General features: G+C 63.7%; 18 protein-coding genes. 5 read left to right on the top strand and 13 right to left on the bottom strand.

Translation table 11 applies throughout. From position 1 onward, the window contains the following. Positions 1–8: 8 nt before the first annotated feature. From ACLEJW_RS12800 to ACLEJW_RS12810, 3 genes are all read right to left on the bottom strand, one after another. A complete protein-coding gene (locus tag ACLEJW_RS12800; protein ID WP_440777671.1) occupies positions 9–1,556 on the bottom strand; it encodes an AMP-binding protein in 1,548 nt (515 codons plus the stop codon). Positions 1,557–1,678: 122 nt separating this feature from the next. Further along, on the bottom strand, positions 1,679–3,229 hold the full coding sequence (locus tag ACLEJW_RS12805; RefSeq protein WP_440777672.1) for a sensor histidine kinase: 1,551 nt from the start codon (positions 3,227–3,229) through the stop codon (positions 1,679–1,681). Positions 3,230–3,313: 84 nt separating this feature from the next. Further along, positions 3,314–3,964, bottom strand: a complete 651-nt coding sequence (locus ACLEJW_RS12810; protein WP_145192727.1) for a dTMP kinase — start codon at positions 3,962–3,964, stop codon at positions 3,314–3,316. Between the two features lie 217 nt (positions 3,965–4,181). Between ACLEJW_RS12810 and ACLEJW_RS12815 the strand changes: the two genes are divergently transcribed. After that, complete coding sequence (locus ACLEJW_RS12815; RefSeq protein WP_440777673.1) at positions 4,182–6,716, top strand: HWE histidine kinase domain-containing protein; 2,535 nt, start codon at positions 4,182–4,184, stop codon at positions 6,714–6,716. Positions 6,717–6,737: 21 nt separating this feature from the next. Here the strand turns inward: ACLEJW_RS12815 and ACLEJW_RS12820 are convergent, their stop codons facing one another. Next, positions 6,738–8,231, bottom strand: coding sequence for an aldehyde dehydrogenase (locus ACLEJW_RS12820; RefSeq protein WP_440777674.1), 1,494 nt, complete (start codon positions 8,229–8,231; stop codon positions 6,738–6,740). A gap of 266 nt (positions 8,232–8,497) precedes the next feature. Here ACLEJW_RS12820 and ACLEJW_RS12825 point away from each other — a divergent pair, with 266 nt between their 5' ends. Both ACLEJW_RS12825 and ACLEJW_RS12830 read left to right on the top strand, forming a co-directional pair. After that, positions 8,498–9,871 (top strand): APC family permease, encoded by a 1,374-nt coding sequence (locus ACLEJW_RS12825; RefSeq protein ID WP_440777675.1) that lies wholly within the window; start codon positions 8,498–8,500, stop codon positions 9,869–9,871. A 72-nt stretch (positions 9,872–9,943) separates the two neighbouring features. Further along, positions 9,944–11,131, top strand: a complete 1,188-nt coding sequence (locus tag ACLEJW_RS12830; RefSeq protein ID WP_313298788.1) for an MFS transporter — start codon at positions 9,944–9,946, stop codon at positions 11,129–11,131. 14 nt (positions 11,132–11,145) lie between these two features. Here ACLEJW_RS12830 and ACLEJW_RS12835 read toward each other — a convergent pair whose 3' ends face one another. The 9 genes from ACLEJW_RS12835 to ACLEJW_RS12875 all read right to left on the bottom strand — a co-directional run bounded on the left by ACLEJW_RS12835 (position 11,146) and on the right by ACLEJW_RS12875 (position 20,717). Then, positions 11,146–11,448, bottom strand: a complete 303-nt coding sequence (locus tag ACLEJW_RS12835; protein WP_145192735.1) for a hypothetical protein — start codon at positions 11,446–11,448, stop codon at positions 11,146–11,148. A gap of 108 nt (positions 11,449–11,556) precedes the next feature. After that, the gene (locus ACLEJW_RS12840; protein WP_440777676.1) at positions 11,557–12,516 is read right to left on the bottom strand and encodes a 2-hydroxyacid dehydrogenase; all 960 of its coding nucleotides are present in this window, start codon (positions 12,514–12,516) and stop codon (positions 11,557–11,559) included. Between the two features lie 9 nt (positions 12,517–12,525). Then, a complete protein-coding gene (locus tag ACLEJW_RS12845; RefSeq protein WP_145192739.1) occupies positions 12,526–13,818 on the bottom strand; it encodes an MFS transporter in 1,293 nt (430 codons plus the stop codon). Between the two features lie 63 nt (positions 13,819–13,881). After that, the gene (locus tag ACLEJW_RS12850; protein ID WP_440777677.1) at positions 13,882–14,832 is read right to left on the bottom strand and encodes a sugar kinase; all 951 of its coding nucleotides are present in this window, start codon (positions 14,830–14,832) and stop codon (positions 13,882–13,884) included. Then, positions 14,825–15,616, bottom strand: a complete 792-nt coding sequence (locus ACLEJW_RS12855; RefSeq protein WP_440777678.1) for a sugar phosphate isomerase/epimerase family protein — start codon at positions 15,614–15,616, stop codon at positions 14,825–14,827. Before ACLEJW_RS12855 ends, ACLEJW_RS12850 begins: the two co-directional genes overlap by 8 nt. A gap of 67 nt (positions 15,617–15,683) precedes the next feature. Then, positions 15,684–16,706 carry a LacI family DNA-binding transcriptional regulator gene (locus tag ACLEJW_RS12860; protein WP_145192745.1) on the bottom strand — a complete coding sequence of 341 codons (1,023 nt, stop codon included), beginning with the start codon at positions 16,704–16,706 and terminating at the stop codon, positions 15,684–15,686. Positions 16,707–16,935: 229 nt separating this feature from the next. Next, complete coding sequence (locus ACLEJW_RS12865; RefSeq protein WP_313457475.1) at positions 16,936–18,171, bottom strand: cytochrome c; 1,236 nt, start codon at positions 18,169–18,171, stop codon at positions 16,936–16,938. Between the two features lie 12 nt (positions 18,172–18,183). Beyond that, positions 18,184–19,968 carry a GMC family oxidoreductase gene (locus ACLEJW_RS12870; RefSeq protein WP_313298769.1) on the bottom strand — a complete coding sequence of 595 codons (1,785 nt, stop codon included), beginning with the start codon at positions 19,966–19,968 and terminating at the stop codon, positions 18,184–18,186. Between the two features lie 2 nt (positions 19,969–19,970). Continuing rightward, a complete protein-coding gene (locus tag ACLEJW_RS12875; protein WP_145192751.1) occupies positions 19,971–20,717 on the bottom strand; it encodes a gluconate 2-dehydrogenase subunit 3 family protein in 747 nt (248 codons plus the stop codon). A gap of 175 nt (positions 20,718–20,892) precedes the next feature. On the opposite strand from ACLEJW_RS12875, the gene ACLEJW_RS12880 reads away from it, so the two are divergent. Together ACLEJW_RS12880 and ACLEJW_RS12885 are read left to right on the top strand one after the other, a co-directional pair. Next, entirely contained in the window at positions 20,893–21,744 is an 852-nt protein-coding gene (locus tag ACLEJW_RS12880; protein ID WP_145192753.1) for a LysR family transcriptional regulator, read from the top strand. A gap of 97 nt (positions 21,745–21,841) precedes the next feature. Beyond that, on the top strand, positions 21,842–22,834 hold the full coding sequence (locus tag ACLEJW_RS12885) for an aldo/keto reductase (protein ID WP_313457480.1): 993 nt from the start codon (positions 21,842–21,844) through the stop codon (positions 22,832–22,834). Positions 22,835–22,856: the final 22 nt, after the last annotated feature.

Below are 22,856 nucleotides of genomic sequence, written 5' to 3' on the forward strand. Positions count from 1 at the left end.
CTCCCAGGTCAGATTCGACGTTCGCTGTGTTGCCAATAGGGATCGCGCACCAGGCGGCGCACCACTTTGCCGTTGGGGTTCTTGGGCAGTTCGCTGACGAAATCCACGCCGCGGGGCTTCTTGAAACCGGCCAGGGCGCGGCCGCAGCGTTCGATCACTTCGGCAGCCTGCAGCTGCGCGCCCGGCTTGAGCACCACCACCGCCTGCACCGCTTCGCCCCACTGCTCGTCGGGGACACCGACCACCGCCGCCTCGAAGACCTCGGGGAAGGCGTAGATCACCTGCTCCACTTCGCTGGGGTACACGTTGAAGCCGCCGGAAATGATCATTTCTTTCTTGCGGTCGACGATGAACACATAGCCGTGGGCATCCACCGTGGCCAGGTCGCCGGTGAGGTAATAGCCATCGCGCATCACCTCGGCGGTAAGCTCAGGCGCGCGCCAGTAACCCTGCATGATGTCCGGGCCCTTGACCACGATCTCGCCGATCTCGCCTGGCCCCACGTCTTCGAAGGCTTCATTGACCACACGCAGGTCAGTCTCGAAGTAGCAGCGACCGCACGAGGCCAGACGCTGGTAATCGCCATTTTCGACCAGATGGTCCTGCTCGGTCAGCACCGTGACCAGCGAGCAGGTCTCCCCGGCGCCGTAGCCCTGGGCCAGAATCGGCCCGAACAGCTCGATGGCGCGCTTGACCAGTGCCGCCGGCATGGGCGCTGCACCGTACATGACCAGCTTCAGGCTGGACAAATCGAAGCCCTCGACCCCCGGATAATTGACCAGGCGGTTGATCATCGCCGGCACCAGGAACAGGCGCGTCACCCGCTCGCGTTCGATGGCCTCGAGCAGCAAGCGATCGTCGTAGCGTTCGAGCAACAGGTTGCAGGCGCCCACCGCCAGTAGCGGCATGATCTGCATGCCACTGGCATGGGTAATCGGCCCGACATGCGCCATGACATCGTCCGGGCCGGAGCGCCGGGTCGGGCTCGCGATGCTCTTGCGCACCAGCGCCTTGCGGTTGCCGAACGACAGCATCGCGGCCTTCAGCACCCCGGAGCTGCCGGAGGTGTAGTGCAGCACCGCCAGCGCGTCGTCGGCAGGGTCGAGGGCCATCGGCACCTCGCTGCCACGCTCGAGCAGCGCCGAGTAGGCGATGTCACCGCAGTCGCCCTCCAGGGCGATGATGTGGCGCAGCAGCGGCAGTGCGCTGCGGTGCTCGTCCAGCGCCTGGGCGAAGCTGTGGTCGGTGATCAGGGCAACGCTACAGGCGTCTTCCAGCACGCGGATCACTTCATCGAGCGACAGCCGCGCATTGATCGGCACCTTGACCATCGCCGCCTTGTACAACGCCACTTCCGCCTCCACCAGCTCGACGCGGTTGGCGGCCAGGATCGCCACGTGCTCGCCGGCGCCGATGCCAAGCGCGCCAAGCCCCGATGCCAGGCGGTTGCTGCGCCGCTCGAGCTCGGCGTAGGTCAGGCGCCGCTGACGGTCCGCCACCGCCGGGCGCTCAGGCCAGTAGCGGGCGCTGCGGGTAATGATCTTTCCAAGGTTCACGTTATTGTTCTCGTCGACAGGAAGACATCGACGATGCTAAACAGCCAGGCGCTGGCCCATGAAATACCAGTTCCCGATGCCAGCCATAACGTTTTTGACTGGCGGCCCGCAACCCGTGGCGGTCAGAGCTTGAAGCGCACGTGAATGCAGCTCTTGCCTTCGCGTTTCTCGATGCTCACCGCGGCACTGCCGTATCCCGAGTAGCTTTTCACCAGGCGCATGCCGAGCCCAGTCCCCGTCGGTTTGGGGTAGGTATCGGGGAAACCGTCGCCTTCATCCTCGACCGTCACCCGCACATGATCGCCGGCATGCAGCAGAGACACCTCGACGGTGCCCTTGCCATACTTCAAGGCATTGGTGATCAACTCGGAAATCACCAGACCCAACGGCGCCATGCGCTCGGGCGGCAGCACGAAGTCGTCGGCCTGCAACAGGATCTGCCGATCGGCCAGTGCCTTGCCCAGGTCGCCCAGCAAGGCGCTCAGGTAGGGCCTGGCCATCACGCCTTGGTTGCCATGGGCGTGATAGAGCCGCTCGTGCACGTTGGCGATGGTCACCACCCGCCCGGCGGCAGTTTCCAACTGGTGCTTGACGGCGCTGTCGGGGGTCAGGTTGGCCTGTAGCAACAGCAAGGTATTGACCAGGTGCAGACTGTTCTTGACCCGGTGATCGATTTCTTCAAGGTACAGGTCGCTGGCGTCCTGCCGGCTATTCTGCGCCTCGATCAGCGACAGCAGGCGCGCTTCGTAGGCATGGCGCTCGGTGATGTCGCGCGACACCGCGATCATCCGCGTCACCTGAGCCTCGCTGTCCAGAATCGGTGCCACCGTGACGTCCCACCACTTGGCTTCCTGCGGGGCGGTCGGCAGACACGCTTCGAACCTTGCCGTCTCTCCGGCCAGCACCTTGGTCAGGGCCTCGACCACCAATGGCTGGGCATCGGCCGGCCACAGGTTGACCCAGTACTGGCCTTGGATATCGCTCAGCGCGGCCAGGTGCATGTGCGCCAGGCCCTGTTCGTTCATGAACTCGATGGCCCCGTCGGCCGACAGTATCTTCACGCAGTCCGGGCTTGCGTTGAGGAAGCTCTCCGAATAAGGATCCGGATGTGGTGCTTCCAGGCCTGCCGCGATGCGTTCGGCGGACAACGAGATGACATTGGAGATGCCTTCGAGAAACACCAGGTCGCTTTCGACGAAGTCCTCGCCATTGCTACTGTCGGCTTCCAGCACCCCGAACGGGCCGAGCGGGCCGCGAATCGGCACGTTGATGGCACGCTCGATGCCGTATTTCTTCAAAAGATCCGGGGTGCGGAAGCGCTCCTCCAGCCCAAGATGATTGGACAGCACCGGGCGGTAGGTCGCCAGGGCGTACCCGGCTGGGCTGGCGATATCGGCGCCGACGGTGGCGTGGCCGATATCGTCTTCATCCCAACCCACTCCGTGGGAAAGCACATAGTCTTCGCTGTCGGCGAGCGGCTGCAGCACCTTGGCGAAGCGCGTACTCATGCCGTCGGCCACCACCACGCAAGCCTGGGTGAGCAATCGGTCAAGGTCGTCGACTTTCAGCGACATGACGCCAAACTCGACCACCAGCTCGTGCTGGCGGTGAAGCCGGTCATGGGATTTTTTCAAGGCGGCCCGAATGGTTTCGTCCGGCGGTAGCTGTTGCATGACCACTCCATCCAGATACTCAAGGGTGAAAATGTAAGGTGTTCGGCCAAGCCGCCGTTTCGCTCTGCCTAGAAAACATAGACGCTAATTGGCGGCAGGTAGAGGCAGTTGCATGAACAGGCGCTGATCGGCGACGGCCGTGATCGCTGCCAGCAATTGCTCGGTGGCCTGCTGCAGCGAACCTTCGTTGCGACACAACAGCCAACCCTGGGCCACAGCGGCCTGCTCGAAGGCCTCGGTGGCAGCAATCTGCTCTTCAAGTCTGAAGGTAACCGTGCTGGCCAGCCCACGCGGCCGCGCAGTAGCCCGCGCCCAGGACAGGTCCGGCGCGGTAACGACACCGACGTGCAGATCGGGCACGCGCACGTGGGCGTCGAGGTTCAGCCGCAGGACCTCGTCGAAGGGCACGCCGCGCCTGAAGGCTGCATCGGAGGGGTACCAACGGTCGATCAGGATGATGCTGTGCAACGGCTGCTTGGGCAACACCTGCTCGCTGATCCAGGCGCGGCTGCGCGCCAGGCGCTCGCACACCTGCAGCTCCAGCGCTCGCGAGGGCTGTCGCGCCTGCTGGTTGACCAACGCCATGGTGTCAGCGCGAAAAGGGTCGCTCTTGCGTTCGCACAGGCGAATGACCTTGCGCTTATCGGCCCGCAGCGCCTGCGTCAGGGCCTCGAGCAGCGTAGTCTTGCCAGTGCCCTTGGGCCCATCCAGAGAAACAAACAGCGGGCGATTCATCAGGCAGTTCCGAAGCGGCGAGGATGCGGATGATGCACTGAAATGCGGTCCAGGTGTGCATTTCCCGACGAGAGTACATCTGTACTCTTGAGGTGCTACGGCGGACAAAGATTTATCGCACCACTACCCGATTACAGCAGTCGATGCTGTACTGTACGCAGCAGCAGGCAACCCTCGTCGCGGGTGGCCGACATTTCATTCTCTTGGCAAGGGCTCAATGACCTCGGAACCTCAGGTAAACCTGACCAACTGCGATCGCGAACCAATCCAGATCCCAGGCAGCATACAACCCCATGGCTGCCTGCTGGCCTGCGATGCATCGGCCAGTACCGTGCTGCGCCACTCGGCCAACCTCGCCCAGATGCTGGGCATCAGCGGCCCGATCAACGGCCGGAAACTTCACGCTATTCTTGGCGACGAGCTTGCGCATGAGGTGCGCAATTCGTTGGCGCGTACCCGTGAGGGCGGGCGCCCTGCGCAGACATTCGCCGCCATGCTGCCTTCGGGGCAGACCGTGGATATCTGCGCCCACGTGTACAAGGGCAACGCGATCATCGAGTTCGAGCCTGCCGGGGGTAGCATTGCCGAACCCATCGAACTGGCACGCACGCTGATCGCCCAGTTGCGCGAAATCGACCAGACCGGCAAGCTTTTTCGCGACGCAGCACGGTTTCTGCGCGCGCTGCTTGGCTATGACCGCGTCATGATCTACCAATTGGGCGCCGACGGCGCCGGCAAGGTGGTGGCCGAAGCCAAGCGCAGCGACCTGGAAAGTTTCCTTGGCCAGTATTTTCCTGCCTCCGATATTCCCCAGCAGGCCCGCGCGCTGTATTTGCGCAATCTGATCCGGGTGATTGCCGACAGCCAGTTCCAGACCGTCGCCATCGAGCCTCTGCTGGATCTATCAGGCGAACCGCTGGACCTGTCCTATGCGCATTTGCGAAGCGTTTCGCCGATCCACTGCGAGTACCTGAGCAACATGGGCGTCGGCGCCTCGATGTCGATCTCGGTGATCGTCAACGGTGCGCTCTGGGGGCTGATCGCTTGCCACCACTATTCTCCTCGCACGCTCAGCATGGGCCAACGCCTGGCGGCGGAGATGTTCGGTGAGTTCTTTTCATTGCATATCGAGACCCTGCGCACGCGGCACAACCTGGAAGCGGCGGTCAACGTACACCATGCGCTCGAGGCGCTGCTGCGCGACGCCAACCACACGACCGACCTGGAGACGGTATTCCACGCTCGCCTGGACGCGTTCAAGTCGCTGATCCCCTGCGACGGCATTGGCATGTCGTTCAATGGCCGTTGGTCATCGTCCGGACTGACGCCGCCTCGCACGGCGGTACCGGACCTGCTGCGCCTGGCCGAATCGGTCAGCGAAGGCAAGACCTGGGCGTCGCACTGGCTGTCAACGGTGCACCCTGCGGCCGTGACCTACGCCACCGACGTCTCCGGCATGCTGGTGATCCCCATGTCGCTGCAGCCGCGTGACTACTTGCTGCTGTTCCGCAAGGAAGTGGTCACCACCTTGGACTGGGCCGGCGACCCTAACAAGACGTACGCCAGCGGCGCCCACGGTGACCGCCTGACCCCGCGCAAGAGCTTTGCGATCTGGAAAGAAACCGTGCACCAGCAGTGCGTGCCCTGGGATGAACAGGACCGCCAGTTCGGCGAAGCGATCCGCTCAGCCATCGTCGAGGTGGCGCTGCACAACAGCGAACTGTTGGCCAACGAGCGCTCCAAGGCCGAAGTGCGCCAGCGTATCCTCAATGAAGAACTCAATCATCGGGTCAAGAATATCCTGTCGCTGATCGGCGCATTGGTGTCCCATCCCACCACCGAACAACAAACCCTCAAAGATTACGTAAAGACCCTCAGGGGGCGTATCCATGCCCTGTCACTGGCCCACGATCAGGTCGTGCGCGGTGATGGCGGCGGTCGCCTGAGCGCCTTGCTCGACGCAGAACTCTCGCCCTACCGCACCTCGGCCGAGGCCATCGAAGTGAGCGGGCCGAACGTGATCCTCGATGCCCGCGCCTATTCGGTGATGGCCCTGGTGCTGCACGAATTGGCGACCAATGCGGCCAAGTACGGCGCGCTTTCACGGGCTGGCGGCAAATTGAACGTGAGCTGGGTAGTCGATGCCGGCAGCGCCTGCGAGATTACCTGGCGCGAGAGCGGCGGTCCTGCGGTGCTGCCCCCGAGCCGCAGCGGCTTTGGCACCGTGCTGATCGATCGCAGCATTCCCTTCGACCTGGGCGGCGTCAGCCACGTCGAATATCTACCAGAGGGTCTGGTGGGCAACTTCCGCATCCCCGCCAAGCACCTGTCGGTGGCCGAGTCCTTGGAATCTACAGCGGCGACCGATGCTGCCATGGCACCCGGCGCAGACTTCGCCGCCCGCGCCGACGTGTGCGTACTGATTCTGGAAGACCAATTGGTGATCGCCGTCGGCCTGGAGCAGATCCTCAACGACGCGCAGATCAACGATGTGATCACCGCAGGCAGCGAAGACGAAGCGCTACGCTTGCTCAGCGGGCGCACGCCGGATGCGGCCATTCTCGATATCAACCTGGGCACCGGGACTTCGGTAAGCGTGGCCGACGAGCTGGTGCGCCGCAGCGTGCCGTTCTTGTTCGCGACCGGCTATGGAGATGGCGCGAGCATTCCCGAGCACCTCAAGCACATCCCCGTGGTGCGCAAGCCCTACGATGCCCACACCATCCTGGCCAGTCTGCAGCACTTGCTGTAGCACAGGCACAGCCGGCTGCGCTCAACCGCGCAGCTGGAACCAGGTGGTCTTCAACTGCGAGTACTTGTCGAACGCGTGCAGCGACAAGTCACGGCCGAAGCCAGACTGCTTGCCGCCGCCGAACGGCACGCTGACATCCAGCGCATCGACCGTGTTGACCGACACCGTCCCGGCCTTGAGCGCTCGCGCCACGCGGTGTGCGCGGTTGAGGTCATCACTCCACACCGACGCCGCCAGGCCATACACGCTGTCATTGGCCAGCGCCACGGCCTGCGCTTCGCTGTCGAAGGCGCTGACCGCCAGCACTGGCCCGAAGACTTCTTCACGGGCCAGGTCCATGGCGTTGTCGACGCCAGCAAACACGGTCGGTTCGATGTAGTTGCTCGAGGCGCCGATGCGCAGGCGCTGACCACCACAGACGAGCTGCGCGCCCTGCGCCTGTGCCTGCTCGATCGCCCGCACAATGCGCGTGGTTTGCGCGGCATCGACGATGGCACCGGCACGGCTGGCCGGGTCCAGCGGGTGGCCCGGCATCCACAGGCGGGCTTTTTCGCGCAGGCGCTCGATGAACGCGTCATGAATCGACCGCTCGACGTACAGCCGCGAGTTGGCCGAGCATACTTCGCCCTGGTTGAAGAAGATGCCGAACGCTGCCTTCTCAGCGGCCAGGTCAAGGTCCTGGCAATCGGCGAATACCAGGTTGGGGCTTTTGCCACCGCATTCGAGCCACACCTGCTTGAGGTTGGATTGCGCCGAATACTGCATGAAGTACTTACCGACCTGGGTGGAGCCGGTGAACACCAGGCAATCCACGTCCATGTGCAGACCTAGCGCTCGACCCGCCGTTTCGCCGAGCCCCGGCAAGACGTTGAGCACACCTTCGGGCAACCCGGCTTCAAGCGCCAGTTCGCCCAGGCGCAGTGCCGAAAACGGTGATTGCTCGGCAGGCTTGAGTACCACGCTGTTGCCGGCAGCCAGGGCCGGGGCCAGCTTCCAGGCGGCCATGTCGAGCGGGAAGTTCCACGGCACCACGGCCGCCACCACACCCAACGCTTCGCGGGTGATGGTGGCCAGGGCATTGGCGGCGGTAGGCGCGACCTGATCGTACAGTTTGTCCAGCGCCTCGCCGTACCAGGCGAAGACCTGCGCCGAGCCCGGCACGTCGATGCTGTAGGCATCCATGACGGGCTTGCCCATGTTCAGCGAATCGAGCAGCGCCAGTTCTTCGCGGTGGGCCATGATCAGTTCGGCCAGGCGCAGCAGCACGTTCTTGCGCTCGAGCGGAGCCATGCGTGCCCACGGGCCCTGTTCGAAGGCGCGCCGCGCCGCGCCTACCGCCAGATCGACCTCGGCCGTATCACTGGCGGCGACGCGCGCCAGCACGTGGTTGCTGGCCGGGTCGATGGCATCGAACGTAGCGCCACTGACGGCGTTCACCTTGCGCCCGCCGATCAGCGCCTTGTCTGGCAAACTGAGGGCTGAGGCGCGTTGCTGCCAGTATCCGAGATCGTGCATAGACACTCCTGACGACCGTCTGAGCGGTCTGCTGGTTGGGTTTCGGGAGGTCATTCTTGGCGCAGCGCAAGTGACGGCGAAACCAGCTTTTTCCTGCCTCCTGCAGAGGAAAAAAATGCTCCCCCGAAAGGGTGATTTCGGCCCTTGCCGGGGTGTGGGAGCATGCAACGGCCCCACCTGAACCAAGCCTGCACCCGACTCCCCTTGCCAGTAGCGAGCCGCGCTCGCCTGCTGCGGCTTCCTGCATCCTCTTTCAGGAGTTAGCTATGCATACAACAACAACTACAGCTCAACCCCAGCACCCAGCCTCGTCCGCCCTCCCTCGCAGCACCTTCCGCCCGTCCATGAGCCTGACCGCCCTGGTGCTGTTCGGCCTCGCCTACATGGTGCCGCTGGCAGTATTCACCACTTACGGGCTGGTCACCCAGATGACCAAGGGCCACCTGCCCCTGGCCTACGTCCTGACCCTCGCCGCCATGCTGCTCACCGCCTACAGCTACGGGCGCATGGTCCAGGCCCACCCGTACTCAGGCTCGGTCTACACCTACACACGCAAAGCCTTTGGCAGCCACTTTGGGTTCATGGCCGGGTGGACCCTGCTGCTCGACTACATCTTCTTGCCATTGCTCAGCTACCTGCTGATCGGCATCTACCTGGCCGAGTACTTCCCGGCCGTGCCCGCCTGGGTCTGGGTCGCGGGCTCGATTGCCCTGGTGACCTTTCTCAACCTCATCGGCATCGAGTCGATCACTCGGGTCAACTGGATACTGGTGGTTGCCCAACTGGTGTTCATCGTGGTGTTCGTGGCCCTGTCGTTGCGCCACCTGGGTGGTCAGACAGCGCCGGTGTCGCTGTTGGCGCCGTTGCACCATGAGGGTTTCAGCGTGCCGTTGATCATGACCGGGGCGGCGGTGCTGTGCCTGTCGTTTCTGGGGTTCGATGCGGTATCGACCATGGCCGAGGAAACCCGCGACCCTACCCGGCGCATACCACGGGCGATCATGGCGGTGTCGTTGATCGGTGGCCTGCTGTTCTTGCTGGTGTCGTACTTCGCTCAGCTGGTGTTTCCTGACTGGGCGAGCTTTGCCGACCCCGACTCCGCCTCGGTCGATGTCATGCGCCGGGTCGGTGGCGAACTGCTGGTAACCGCCTTCACCGCCACCTACGTGGCGGGCTGCTTCGCCTCGGCAATGGTGTCGCAAGCCAGCGTGTCACGGGTGCTGTTCGCCATGGGCCGCGACGGCGCGCTGCCGAGGGTGTTCGGCCGCCTGGCAACGCGCAAGCGGGTGCCGGCCACGGCGATCCTGCTGGCCAGCCTGCTGTCGCTGATCGCCCTGTTCATCACCCTCGACACCGTGGCCAACATGATCAGCTTCGGCGCCTTGTTCGCCTTTTCCGCGGTGAACCTGGCGGTGGTCAAGCATTACCTGGTCGACCAGCAATTGCGCGGGCTGCGCAACCAGGTGCTGTATGGCGTGATTCCCGGGCTGGGCTTTCTCAGCACGATCTGGCTGTGGACCAGCCTGTCGAGCCTGTCATTCACCATTGGCCTGTGCTGGATGGCGGCCGGGTTCACCTGCCTGCTTGGCTTGACCAAGGCTTTCAAGGTGAAGTTGCCCGAACTGCAGATGGCTGAGTGATGCCCCAGGCTGGGCAATGGCAATGCTATGATCCCGCATTAAACGTTTCAGTATGTTTCATAAGGGACCGCAATGTCTGTTCAGCAAATACCGCCGCTCGCCGCGACCAAGGGCGATATCGCCCGAATGGAAGCGGCTATGGCGCTCGGCAGCTTCGCCATCGGCACTGGCGAGTTCGCCATCATGGGCTTGATGCCCGATATCGCCAGCAACCTGCACCTGAGCGAGCCGCAAGTAGGCCATGCCATCAGCGCCTACGCCCTTGGTGTGGTGGTTGGCGCGCCAGCGCTGGCGATCCTCGGCGCCAAGCTGCTGCGCAAGCACATGCTGCTGTTGCTGATGGCCCTGTACGCCATCGGCAACCTCGCCACTGCCTTCGCCCCCTCGTTCGCCAGCATGGTCGCGTTCCGCTTCATCAGCGGCTTGCCCCACGGCGCCTACTTCGGGATCGCCGCGGTGGTAGCCTCGAGCATGGTAGCGAGCAACCAGCGCGCCGGGGCGGTGGCGCGGGTGATGATGGGCCTGACCCTGGCGATGCTGCTGGGTAACCCTGTGGCGACCTTCCTTGGCCAGTTCTTCGGCTGGCGCTCGGCGTTCGTGCTGGTCGGCGCCATTGCCCTGTGCACCATCGCCTTGGTGTGGCGCTATGTACCGCAGCGGCGCGACGAGCCGCGCAGTGACCCCCGCAAGGAGTTGCAAGCCTTCGCCCTGCCGCAGGTGTGGATGGCGCTGGGCATCGCGGCAGTCGGCTTTGCCGGTATGTTCTGCGTGTTCAGCTACCTGGCCCCGACCATGCTGCAGGTGACTGGAGTGGCGCCTGAGTGGATTCCGTTCGGTCTGGCCGCGTTTGGCGCCGGGGGCATCATCGGCAACATCGCCGGTGGCAAGCTGTTCGACCGCTTGCAGTTCCGCGCAGTGGGCATCGTGCTGGTGTGGTCGGCCGCCGTGCTGTTGTTCTTCACCTTCGCCGCTCATGCGCTGTGGTCGGTGCTGCTGGGCATTGGCCTGGTCGGTACCATGATCGCCCTGGCCGCGCCGTTGCAGATTCGCCTGATGGACATCGCCCATGAGGCGCCAAGCCTGGCCGCTGCCTCCAACCATGCCGCGTTCAATCTGGCCAATGCCCTGGGCCCGTGGTTGGGGGGTATGGCCATCACGGCCGGCCTGGGTTGGACCAGCACCGGCTACATCGGCGCCGCCACGGCCGTTGCCGGGTTGCTGATCTTCTTGGTAGCGCGGCGCATGAAAGGCGGTCACTGACGCCGGTCGCGGACTCAGTGCGTGCCGTGCAACGCCTTGCCGATCATGTACAGGCCGGTGACGCTTTGCTGCGACAGGTAGCCTTCCTTGCTCCAGGCATGCAGCAGATAGGCAAAAAATGCAGTAGCCTGGGGCTTGTTGGCGACCATGTCCTCGATGCGCAGCAACAGGGTTTCCGACAGCACTTCCGGCTCGCATACCGCGCTCTGCGCTGACAGCGCCTGATCGATCAGGGTTATCAGCTCGCCGGCCCGCGGGCACAGCGCCTGCATCACGCAGGTCCGCAACTGCTGTTGCGGCGTAAACGTCAGCGGCATTTTCTTGGCACTCCCTACCACAAAGAATTAATCACTTTGGATGGGAGTATAGAAACGTCGAAAAAGTGGCACGGCCTGGAAAATAAATTTTCCAGGCCGTTCGTGGGGTCAATTGACCACGTTCGCCGGCCGTTGCCCCGCCAGGGCGCTCAGCAGGTTATCCACGGCGCAGCGGGCCATGGCTTCACGGGTTTCGTGGGTGGCCGAGCCGATGTGCGGGGTTGCCACTACGTTCTCCAGCCGCAGCAATGGCGAGTCGGCCGGCAACGGTTCCTGCACGAACACATCCAGGCCTGCGCCACGGATGCGTTTTTCCTGCAACGCAACCAGCAGCGCCGCCTCATCGACCACACGTCCCCGGGCGATGTTCACCAGAATGGCTTCAGGCTTCATCAAGGCTAGCTCGCGGGCACCGATCAGCTTCTCGGTGGCTGCACTGAGCGGCACTGTCAGGCACACATAGTCTGCCTCGGCCAACAAGGTATCGAGGTCGCAATAGCGCGCCGAATAGCGAGCTTCCACCTCAGGTTTCGGCCGGCTGCTGTGGTACAGCACCTGCATGCCGAACCCGGCTGCTGCCCGTCGCGCCACGGCTTGGCCGATCCGGCCCATACCGACGATACCGATGCGCTTGCCGTGCACGTCGTTGCCAAAATGCGCCGGTCCGAGGCTGGCCTGCCAGTGCCCGTCGCGCACCCAATTGGCCAGCTCGACCACGCGCCGCGCCGTGGCCAGCAACAAGGCCAATCCTGTGTCAGCGGTGGTTTCGGTCAGCACGTCGGGGGTGTTGGTGAGCATGATGCCGCGCCGGGTCAGCGCTTCAATGTCGTAGTTGTCGACCCCAACCGACACGCTGGCGATCACTTGCAGCTGCGGCGCCAGGTCGAGCAATCCAGCGTCCAGGCGCAGACTGGCGCCGAGCAGCCCGTGGGCGCCGGGCAAGGCGTCGCGCAAGCGCGCCAGGCCGTCGGCGGCGCTGGTATCGACCCAGGTCACCTCGACCTGCTGCTCGAGTTGCGCCAACAGGGCTGGCGACAAGCGTTTGTATAAGACCACACGTTTTTTCATGACAGTTTCCTATTGGCTCATGGCCAGACGTGGCCCGCCGCGTTGCGCCCGGCCGGGAGTCTGAGAGGTTTTCAACACGGCCGTGAGCGCCACCGCCGCCAGCAGCGCTCCCGACATGAACAGGTACGAGGCGCCCGGCCCGCCGGTGGCGCCATTGAGGTAGCCGACCAGCCACGAGCCGCCGAACGAACCCAGCGCGCCCATGCTGTTGATCAATGCCATGGCCCCACCGGCCACGTTGCTTGGCAAGATTTCCGGGACGATGGCGAAGAATGGTCCGTAAGGGGCGTACATACAGGCCCCGGCGATCACCAACAGCGCATACGACAACCAGAAATGCTCGGTGCCCAACGCGTAGGAGCCATAGAACGCTACTGCGGCGATCAGCAATGGCGGCCACACGAAGCGCTTGCGCTTTTGCAAACGGTCCGAAGCCCAGGACACCCCGATCATGCCGATCACCGCCGCCATGTAAGGCACCGAGGCCAGCCAGCCGGCCTCGACGATGTCGACATTGGCCGCTTGCTTGAGAATCGAAGGCAGCCACAGCACGAAGCCATACACGCCAATGCTCCAGCAGAAGTACTGCAGCGACAGCACGATGACCTGCGGCGAGCGAAACGCTTCACGGTAGTTCTTTACCGGTTTTATGCCCTGCTGCTCTGCGGCCAGGGCCTGTTGCAGCTGGGTTTTGTCCTGCTCGCTCAACCACTGCACCTGCGCCGGGCGATCATCTACGAGGCGCCACCAGATGAACGCCCAGAGTACCGCCGGCAGGCCTTCGATGATGAACATCCAGCGCCAGTCGAAGTGCTTGATCAGGTAGCCGGACACCACCGACATCCACAGGATGGTCACCGGGTTGCCCAGCATCAGGAAGGTGTTGGCGCGCGAGCGCTCGGCTCGGGTGAACCAGTGGCACAGGTACACCAGCATGGCCGGCATGACCGCCGCCTCGACCACGCCGAGCAAAAAGCGAATGGCGATCAGCAGGTAGACGTTGCTGATCATGCCGGTCAGGGTCGCCAGGCCGCCCCAGAGGATCAGGCTGACGAAGATCAGTTTCTTCACGCTGCGTTTTTCGGCGTAGATCGCGCCGGGGACCTGAAAGAAGAAATAACCAAGGAAGAACAGCGCCCCCAGCAGCGAAGACAGCACGGGGGTGATCTTCAGGTCATCGGCCATGCCGGATGCAGCGGCGAAGCCGTAGTTGGCGCGGTCCAGGTAGGCCAGGCTGTAGGTGATGAAGACGATCGGGATGATGTACCACCAGCGGCGTGGTGCGAGGCGAGTCGATTGCATGAAGGGTGCTCCTGAGCGTGTTGTTTTTGTCGCAACAGGGCCGGCATGCCGGCGATCAGAGTTTCAGGCACTTCTGCGCAGTTCGTGCGCTTGCAGTTCGCTGCGGCTGGGCAAGCCTTCCATGTCGCCGCGCGACTGCACCGCGCGGCTGCCGCACCAATTGCCTCGGGCCACCGCCTCGACCAGCGCGCGACCTTCGAGCAGCGCACTGACCACGCCCACGGCAAAGGCATCGCCGGCGCCAACCGTGTCGACCACTTTGGCCACCGGTACGGCCGCGACCTGCCCTGCTTCGCGTTGGTTGCGGTAATAGGCACCGGTGTCGCCGAGCTTGATCACCACGTGCTCTACCCCCTGGTCGAGGTAGAAAGCGGCGATATCGGCAGGGGTGCGTTGCCCGGTGAGCAGCCGGCCCTCTTCCAGACCTGGTAGTACCCACTGCGCCTTGACGGCCAGGGCGTTGATCTCGCGGACCATGCTGGGCTGATCTGGCCACAGCGCAGGGCGCAGGTTGGGGTCGAACGACACCGTACGCCCGGCTGCGCGCATGCTGTCGATCAGCGCATGAGACAGCGCGCGGCAGCTGCTCGACAGCGCTGGCGGTATGCCCGTAGCGTGCAGGTGGCGGGCCTTGAGCAGTGTGGGTGACAGCAGCGCAGTGGACATGCGGCTGGCGGCCGAACCTGCGCGGAAGTACTCGACGGCAGGGTCGCTGCCATCGTCGCAGCGGCTTTTGAGCTGGAAACCGGTCGGACAGCCGGCGTCGATCTCGACACTGCCGCAGTCCAACCCTTCCCGGCGCAGGCTGGCGAGTACGAAGCGCCCTAGCGAGTCATCCCCGACCCGGCTCAGCCAGCGCACGGCAAAGCCCAGGCGTGCCAGACCAATGGCAACGTTGCTGTCAGCGCCCGCAATGCGCTTGCTGAAGGCGCCAACCTGGGCAAGGTCACCGGCTTGCTCGGCGACGAACATGGCCATGGTCTCGCCGAAGCACAACACGTCATGCTCACGCATGGCTCACCTCCTCGCCTGCGCCAAGTGTCAAGCCCAAGCTGCCAAGGGTTTGCACCTGGGCGCGGGTCACGGCCAGCAGGTCGTCGCTGACCAGCGGGTACTCCACTGCCCGAATCAGGCCTGGGGTGAATTCCTCGAATAACCCTTGCCAGGCCTGCAGATCATCGGCCTTGGGCACGACTGCGTGCAAACGACCGTCAGCGCCACGCTGGACCGCCTTGCAGTGCACGTAGCGCACCCAGCGGCCCAGTTGCCGCGCCGCCTGCAGCGCTGACTCGCCCTGCCATTGCCAATTGCCGATATCGAAGGTCATGCCCAGCGGCAATCCCCAACCCTCGGCATGCTGGAAGAAACGCAGCATGGGCTCGATCCGCCCGCCTTGCACAGTCTGGTCATTCTCGACCAGCAGCAGAGGCCCGCCCTCGCCGAGCATGGCCTGCAAGGCCGGCAGTTGGCAGCGTTCGTGGTAGTGACCGAGCGACACCTTCAGCGCCACCGCCCCTAGCGCCTTGGCCTGGGCAAGTTTGGTCGGCAACTGCGGGTCGGGCTGGCCAGCGCGGGTCCACAGCTCGAGCGGTGAAGAGTACAAGGCTTCAAGGCCAGACCTGACGACGGCCTGGCGCAAGGCGGCAGCATCGACAGGTGCGTCGAATAACTCCTCGCGCAACTCGATGCGGCGGACACCGGCCGCCACAAGCAGTGGGATGAAGCTGGCCTGGCCACGTTGGCGTACAAGGTCTGCGCCGTAGCTGGAAAGGCTGATGGAAACGGGGTTCGGGTGCATTGTTGTTGTCCTTATGAAACCGGTTTCATTTTTGTTGAAATGCATGGGCAGCGGTGCTGCCCGGTGATCAGGTTGGGCGTTGGGTAGAACCTCGGGTAATCAGCGATGCTTTGAACGCGATGCGCTTGGGCGCTTCGATGCTACCGCGCAGGCGCTCGAGCAGGCACTCGAAGGCCGCGACGCCGATGCGGTTGGTCGGTTGGGCCAGCGCGGTGATACCGCTGCCGACCAAGGGATACCAGTCCAGCTCGTCCAGCGCGATCAGCCCGACGTCGTCGAACAGCTTGCAGCCCGATTCGTGCAGCACGCGGGTAACGGCCAAGGTAGCGACGCCGTTGAAGGTGAAGATCGCTTGCGGGCCATGGCCGCGGCTGCCGAGGAAAGCGCCGAGCCGTGCTGGCAGGCTGGCATCGAGTTCCAACAGTTGCTGGCGCATGCCGTTACGTTTGCTGATCGAGGCGCCGAAGGCTGCCACTCGTTCCTGGCGCGAGCTGGTGCCATCGAGCGGCTCGGTGACGGCGAGGATATCGCGATACCCTTGGGCCTGCAGATGGTCCAGGGCCTGCTCGACGGCATCGGCGTTGTCCAGCCCGACCAGGTCGACGTTCAGCTCAGGCAGCTGCCGGTCGACCAGCACCAGGGGAATGTCACGTTGCAGGTTGAGCAGCTCGCCTTGGTGACGGCCCAGGGTGTTCACGATCAGCCCTTCGACGTTGTAGGACTGCAGGGCGGTCAGGTGATGACGCTCCTGCTCATCGTCGCGGTTGGTGTTGCACACCACCAGGCTGTAGCCATGCTGGCGGCAGGCCGTTTCCACGCCGTGCATCACGGCCACTGAGTAGGGATTGAGAATGTCGGCCACGAGCATGCCGATCAGCCGCGTCTGGCCGCGCTTGAGGCCGCGGGCCATCTGGTTGGGGCGGTAGCCTAGGCGCTCGATGACTTCTTCCAGACGCTTGGCGGTAGCGTCGGCCAGGAGCTGGCGGTCGCCGCCGATGTATCGCGAAACCGTGGCCTTGGACACACCGGCCACTCGCGCCACCTCACTGATGGTCACCCGCCCGCGGGCAGGCGATGCTGAATCTGTCACGGCGAAGCCCCTTGTGGTTGTTGTAGGCGACATCGTATGAAACCGGTTTCAATACAGCAAAACCGATGGCGTCCGTCAACCCTCCGCTGGTCGGGAGGCATACTCGAACGCCATAATTTACATCAAATAAACCTCGTAACCTATTGTTTAAACACGTCTTGTTGGGTGAAGCATTAATCTCTAGGCGAGCACTGGCAAAACCGGTGCTCTACCACGTGCTCCTCGGTCCTCAGCGCAAATCTTTCACGTCCTTGGCACTTACCTTGGCGGCCTGGTTACCCCAGCTGGTGCGAATGAAGTTCACCACGTCAGCCACCTCCTGATCGCTCAACCGCCAGCCGAACGCCGGCATGGTGAATTTCGACGGTGCCGTGTGGGTTGCAGGCAGCGTCCCGCCTGCCAGTACGATGTGGATCAACGATGTCGCATCGGCTGTCTGCACCACCGGGTTGCCCGCCAGCGCCGGGAACACCCGGGTATAACCGTGGCCATCGGTGCGGTGACAGGCCGCGCAGTTGTCGATGTACACCGAGGCACCCGCCTTGCTGTCGTCGCCTTTCCACAAGGCATCGGCTACCTGCTGGTCATACGCATGCGGTTGGTCGTCGGTATTGCTTGGCGGCAGCGTCTTGAGGTAACGGGCGATGGCCGTCAGGTCGTCGTCGCTGAGGTGTTGCAGGCTGTGCTCGACCACATCGCTCATACCCCCGAACACTGCACTGCGGTCACTGCGGCCGGTCTTGAGGAACTGCACCAGTTGCTCTTCGCTCCAGCTGCCCAAGCCGTCCTTGTGATCGCCGCGCAGGCTCTTGGCGATCCAACCTTCAAGCGGCGCGCTGCCGGCCAGAAACTGCTCGCCGTCGGCCGGGCTCAGGGCTTTTTCCTGCATGGTCAACGCTCGCGGCGTATGGCAAGCGCCACAGTGGCCCAGGCCTTCGACCAGATACGCGCCGCGGCTGACCACCGGGTCCGCACCACTTGGGGCCTGCCAGGCCTTGACCTCGGGGGCGAACAGCCCACGCCAGATCGACAGCGGCCAGCGCATGCTCAAGGGCCAGGGAATGTCGGTCGGCTTGTTGGCTTGCTCCACAGGTGCCACCCCGTGCATGAAATAGGCATACAGCGCCTGCATGTCGGCATCGCTTACCCGCGCATAGGACGGGTACGGCATGGCCGGATACAGCGTGCTGCCGTCCTTGGCGATGCCCTTGCGCACGGCATTGTCGAAGTCGGCGAAGCTGTAGTTGCCGATGCCGCTGGCATGCGGGGTGATGTTGGTGGAGTACACCGTGCCGATCGGGGTTTGCATCGGCAGACCGCCAGCGAACGGCTTGCCGTCCTTGGCGGTGTGGCAGGCAACGCAGTCGCCGGCACGGGCGAGGTATTGGCCTTGCTTGATCAGGGCGTCATCGGCATGGCTGGCGGCGCTGCCGAGCAGTAAAGAGGCGATCAACAGATTTTTCATGTGCATCGCTCCTCAAACCTGAACCAGCGGGCCAGGGTTTTTCAGGTACTGCTCGCGGATCGCCCGCGCCGACCAGTAGGTCAAGGCCGCCACCAGCCCGGTGGGGTTGTAGCCCAGGCCTTGGGGGAATGCCGAAGCGCCCGGCACGAACACGTTGTGCACGTCCCAGCTCTGCAGGTAGCGGTTGAGCGCGCTGGTGCGTGGATCGGTGCCCATGATTGCCCCGCCGTTCAGGTGGGTAGTCTGGTAGTTGGCGGTGTTGAAGTGTTCCTTGACCTTCTTGCCCAGCACGGCGATGGATGTCGGGTTCATCGCCTGGGCGATCTTGCTCAGTTTGTCGACCATGAACTGGTTCATCTTGATGTCGTTTTCCTGCCAGTCGAAGGTCATGCGCAGCAACGGCTGGCCGTACGCATCGCGGTAGGTGGGGTCCAGGTCGAGGTAGTTGCCGCGGTAGGACTGGTGGGCCCCGTGGGCGTCCATCGACACCTGGTGGGTGTAGTAGTCGGCGGTAGCCTTCTTCCAGGCGCTGCCCCACGCGGGCGTGCCTGGTGGCGTGCCGCCCCCGGCAATCGGCCGGGTTCCGGCCTGGTTGACCCACATCGGCGAGCCACCGACGAAGCCATGCGGGCCATGGTCGAAGTTGTCGGCGTTGAAATCGTCGATGGCCACGCCGTTGCCGCCGGCACCGATGAAGTTGTTGGTATAGGTGTTCTTGTCGAAGAAGGCCTTCACCGTGCCCATGTTCTGATAGGCGAAGTTACGCCCGACCACGCCTTCGTTTTTCACTGGGTCATAGGGCTTGCCGATGCCCGAAAGCAGCATCAGGCGCACGTTGTTGAACTGGAAGGCAGCGAGGATGACGATGTCCGCAGGCTGCTCCACTTCACGGCCCTGGGCATCGATGTAGGTGACCCCGGTGGCCTTGCGCTTGCTGTCATCGAGGTTGACCCGTAGCACGTGGGCGTTGGCGCGCAGCTCGAAGTTCGGCACCTGGCGCAACGCCGGCAGAATGTTCACGTTCGGCGAGGCCTTGGAGTACATGTAGCAGACGTAGCCACTGCAGAAGCCGCAGAAGTTGCACGGCCCCATCTGCGCCCCGTATGGGTTGGTGTACGGCCCTGAGGTGTTGGCAGACGGCAGGTTGTACGGCTTGTAGCCCAGGCTTGCAGCAGCCTTGGCGTACAGCTGCGCAGACACCACGTTCTTCTGCGCCGGCAGCGGGAACGGGTTGGAGCGGTCGGGTGCGTAGGGGTTGCCGCCCTTCCCTTCGCCGACCAGCTTGCCTTGCACGGTCCAGGCCTGGCCGGAGGTACCGAAGACTTTTTCGGCGAAATCGAAGTACGGCTCCAGCTCTTCATAGCTGACGCCGAAGTCCTGGATGGTCATGTCTTGTGGAATGAAGCTTTTGCCGTAGCGTTCTTCGTAGTGGCTGCGCATGCGCAACTCGATCGGGTCCACACGAAAGTGCACGCCCGACCAGTGCAGGCCGGCGCCGCCCACGCCCTTGCCGGGCAAGAACGCGCCGAGCTGACGATTGGGCAGCGCTACGTCATTGACGCTGTGACGGATGGTCACGGTTTCTTTCGAGACGTCGACGAACAGCTTCTTGCGAATGCTGTAGGTCAGCTCGTCGATCACCTGCGGGTAGCTGCCATCAGGATAGGTGTCCTGCATCGGCCCGCGCTCCAGCGCCACCACGTTGAGGCCGGCCTCGGTAAGCTCCTTGGCCATGATCGCGCCGGTCCAGCCGAAGCCGACGATCACCGCGTCGACCTTCTTCAATGCATTAGCCATGCTTATGCCCTCTCCCCACGAATCGAAACGGCCGGGAACGGGTACGGCTCGTTGCGTTCGGCCCAGTCCATGAAATCGGCCCGAGCACCGGGGAAGCCCACTTGAGTCCAGCCGACCATGCCTTTGTTACCGCCGTGGATGGGGTCGCAGAAAAAACCTTCGCGGGTGTTTTGCAGCAACAGGCTGAAAAACAGCTTGGCCGGCACCTGCTCGAAGGCGATGTCGCCCGCCTCGATCGCCGATAGAACTTTATCCTGGGTAGCGCTGTCTTGGGCGGCGAAGGCTTTGCCGCTGCTGTCCTTGCACCAGGCATCGGCCGCGGCGATCCCCAGACGGTAGATCTGCTGCGGGTTGAGCTGCATCTGGTAGCCAAGCTCCGGGGCGGCATCGGCATTGAATGGGCCTTGCATGTACCACAGGGCGCCGGTGGCATAAGGCGTGTTCATCTGGCGGTCGATGAACTCGCCAGCACCGGCTTCCAGGGCGCCAGGGCCGAGATCATCGGCGGGAATCAAGCGTGCCACTGCCGCTTGCACGAACGCCCACTCTTCGGCGGTGAAGAACGTGGGCTGGTAGTCGCTGGGCGGCGGCGTGGCAGGTACCTTGCGCGGTGCGGCTGGGGCGTGCACCGGCTCTGCGAGCAGCTGGCTCGCGCCCAGCCCCGTGCTGGCCACGGTGACCACCGGTATCAAGGTCAGCGTCTTGCGCAGAAAGTCCCGCCTCGGGTGGTCGGGTGCATGGTCAGACATGTGGAATCCTCATCGGCTTTCAGGGCAGTTCCAGCTTCCCTCTGGTCAGGGATCAGCGGCTGCCGCTTTTGAAAGCCGCGTACTCTAGCCGGTTCCAAATGATGATGAAACCGGTTTCATCGCAGCACTCGACCGCTTAGGGCTTATCATGTGCGCTGCATCTTTGAGGTCCGCCATGATCGATTGGGAAAACCTGCGGCATTTCGCTGCGTTCATCAGCACCGGCTCGCTCTCGGCGGCAGCCAAGCAGCTGGGGGTCGACCATGCCACCGTGGCCCGGCGGATCGCCGCGCTGGAGGCCGCGTTACAGCTCAAATTGGTCGATCGCAGGGCCAGGGCCTATGCATTGACCGAACAGGGGCGGCGCGTGGGCGAATACGCCGAGCAGATGACGCAGTCGTCGTTCGCCTTGGAGCACTTCGCCACGGCCGGCCAGCAACGCGTGGAAGGTGAAGTGGTGCTGGCCGCACCGCCGGCGCTGCTGGGCAGCATCATTGCCCGACACCTGGGCAGTTTGGCCCAGCGTTATCCGCAGCTGCGCCTGCGCCTGGTCGGCAGCAAATCGCGCGCCTCGCTGGCCCGCCGTGAGGCTGACATCAGCATCACGCTCGCCAGGCCGACCGAGCCCACCTTGGTGGCCAGCCTGCTGGGTTACCTGGATTACCGCCTGTACGCTTCGCCTGGCTACCTGCGCAGCAGCAGCCCTGGTCGCTACATCGGCTACGACGCTTCACAGGCCCGCTCGCCGCAGCAACAGTGGCTTAACCGCCAACGCGGCGAGCAGCCGTTGGTGTTGCAAAGCAACGACCTGCGCATCCAGGCCCAGGCGGCGGCCGGTGGCGTGGGCATCGCTTGCTTGCCGGCATTCATGGCCCTGGAGCATGGGCTGGCGGACGCCGGTCGTGAAGACCAGGCCATGAGCATCGAGATCTGGCTGGCCGTGCACGAGGATGTGCGCAACACGCCGCGCATCAAGGCAGTGACCGACTTCTTGCAAGAGCAGGTCAAGCCGTTACTGCGCTTGTGAATTTATGCAGACTCCATGTGCAGCTATCTGGAATTTTCGCAACTGAACGCGCGCAGTAAGCTCCCCTCCAACGCTTTACAACCCTTGGGAGCAGCATATGCAGTACGTCAAATTGGGCAACACGGGGCTGGACATTTCGCGGCTCTGCCTGGGTTGCATGACCTTTGGCGAGCCAGCTGCCGGCACCCATCCCTGGACCCTGAACGAGGCTGACAGCCGCCCGATCATCCGCCATGCCGTGGAACAGGGGATCAACTTCTTCGATACTGCCAACAGCTACTCGGCCGGCACGTCGGAGATCATTCTTGGCAAATTGCTCAAGGCGTTCACTCGGCGCGAGGACACCGTGATCGCCACCAAAGTGTTCTTCCCCGCCAACATGTGGGAAGGCAGCGACCGACCTAATGAAAAAGGCCTGTCGCGCAAGGCGATCATGGCCAACATCGATGCCAGCCTGACGCGGCTGGGCACTGATTACATCGACCTGTACCAGGTCCACCGCTGGGACCCGCTCACGCCGATCGAGGAAACCATGGAGGCATTGAACGACGTGGTGCGTGCCGGCAAGGCGCGTTACATCGGGGCCTCATCGATGTACGCCTGGCAATTCGCCAAGGCCCAGCACGTGGCAGCGAGCAACGGCTGGAGCCGCTTCGTGTCGATGCAGAACTACCTGAACCTGATCTACCGTGAAGAAGAGCGCGAGATGATCCCGCTGTGCCTCGATCAAGGCGTTGGCCTGATGCCCTGGAGCCCGATGGCCCGCGGCCGCCTGACCCGCCCCCACGGTCAGCAGACGCAGCGCACCCGCACCGATGTCTCGGGCCAGTCGTTCTACCAGAACACCGAGGCGCAGGACGGCCGCGTCATCGATGTGGTCGAACAGATCGCCGTCGAGCGCGGGGTGCCGATGGCCCAGGTGGCGCTGGCCTGGGTGCTGGCCAAGCGCGGCGTCTCTGCCCCGATTGTCGGTGCCTCGAAAGTCGCTCAGCTCGATGATGCCGTGGCGGCCTTGGCACTGCAGTTGAGCGCTGAAGAAGTCGCCCGCCTCGAGGCGCCCTACGTGCCGCACGCGGTGGTCGGTATGTAGGACCCGACTGCGGAGCGCTTTT

This window comes from Pseudomonas sp. SMSB3 (assembly GCF_052041965.1).
Lineage (GTDB): Bacteria > Pseudomonadota > Gammaproteobacteria > Pseudomonadales > Pseudomonadaceae > Aquipseudomonas.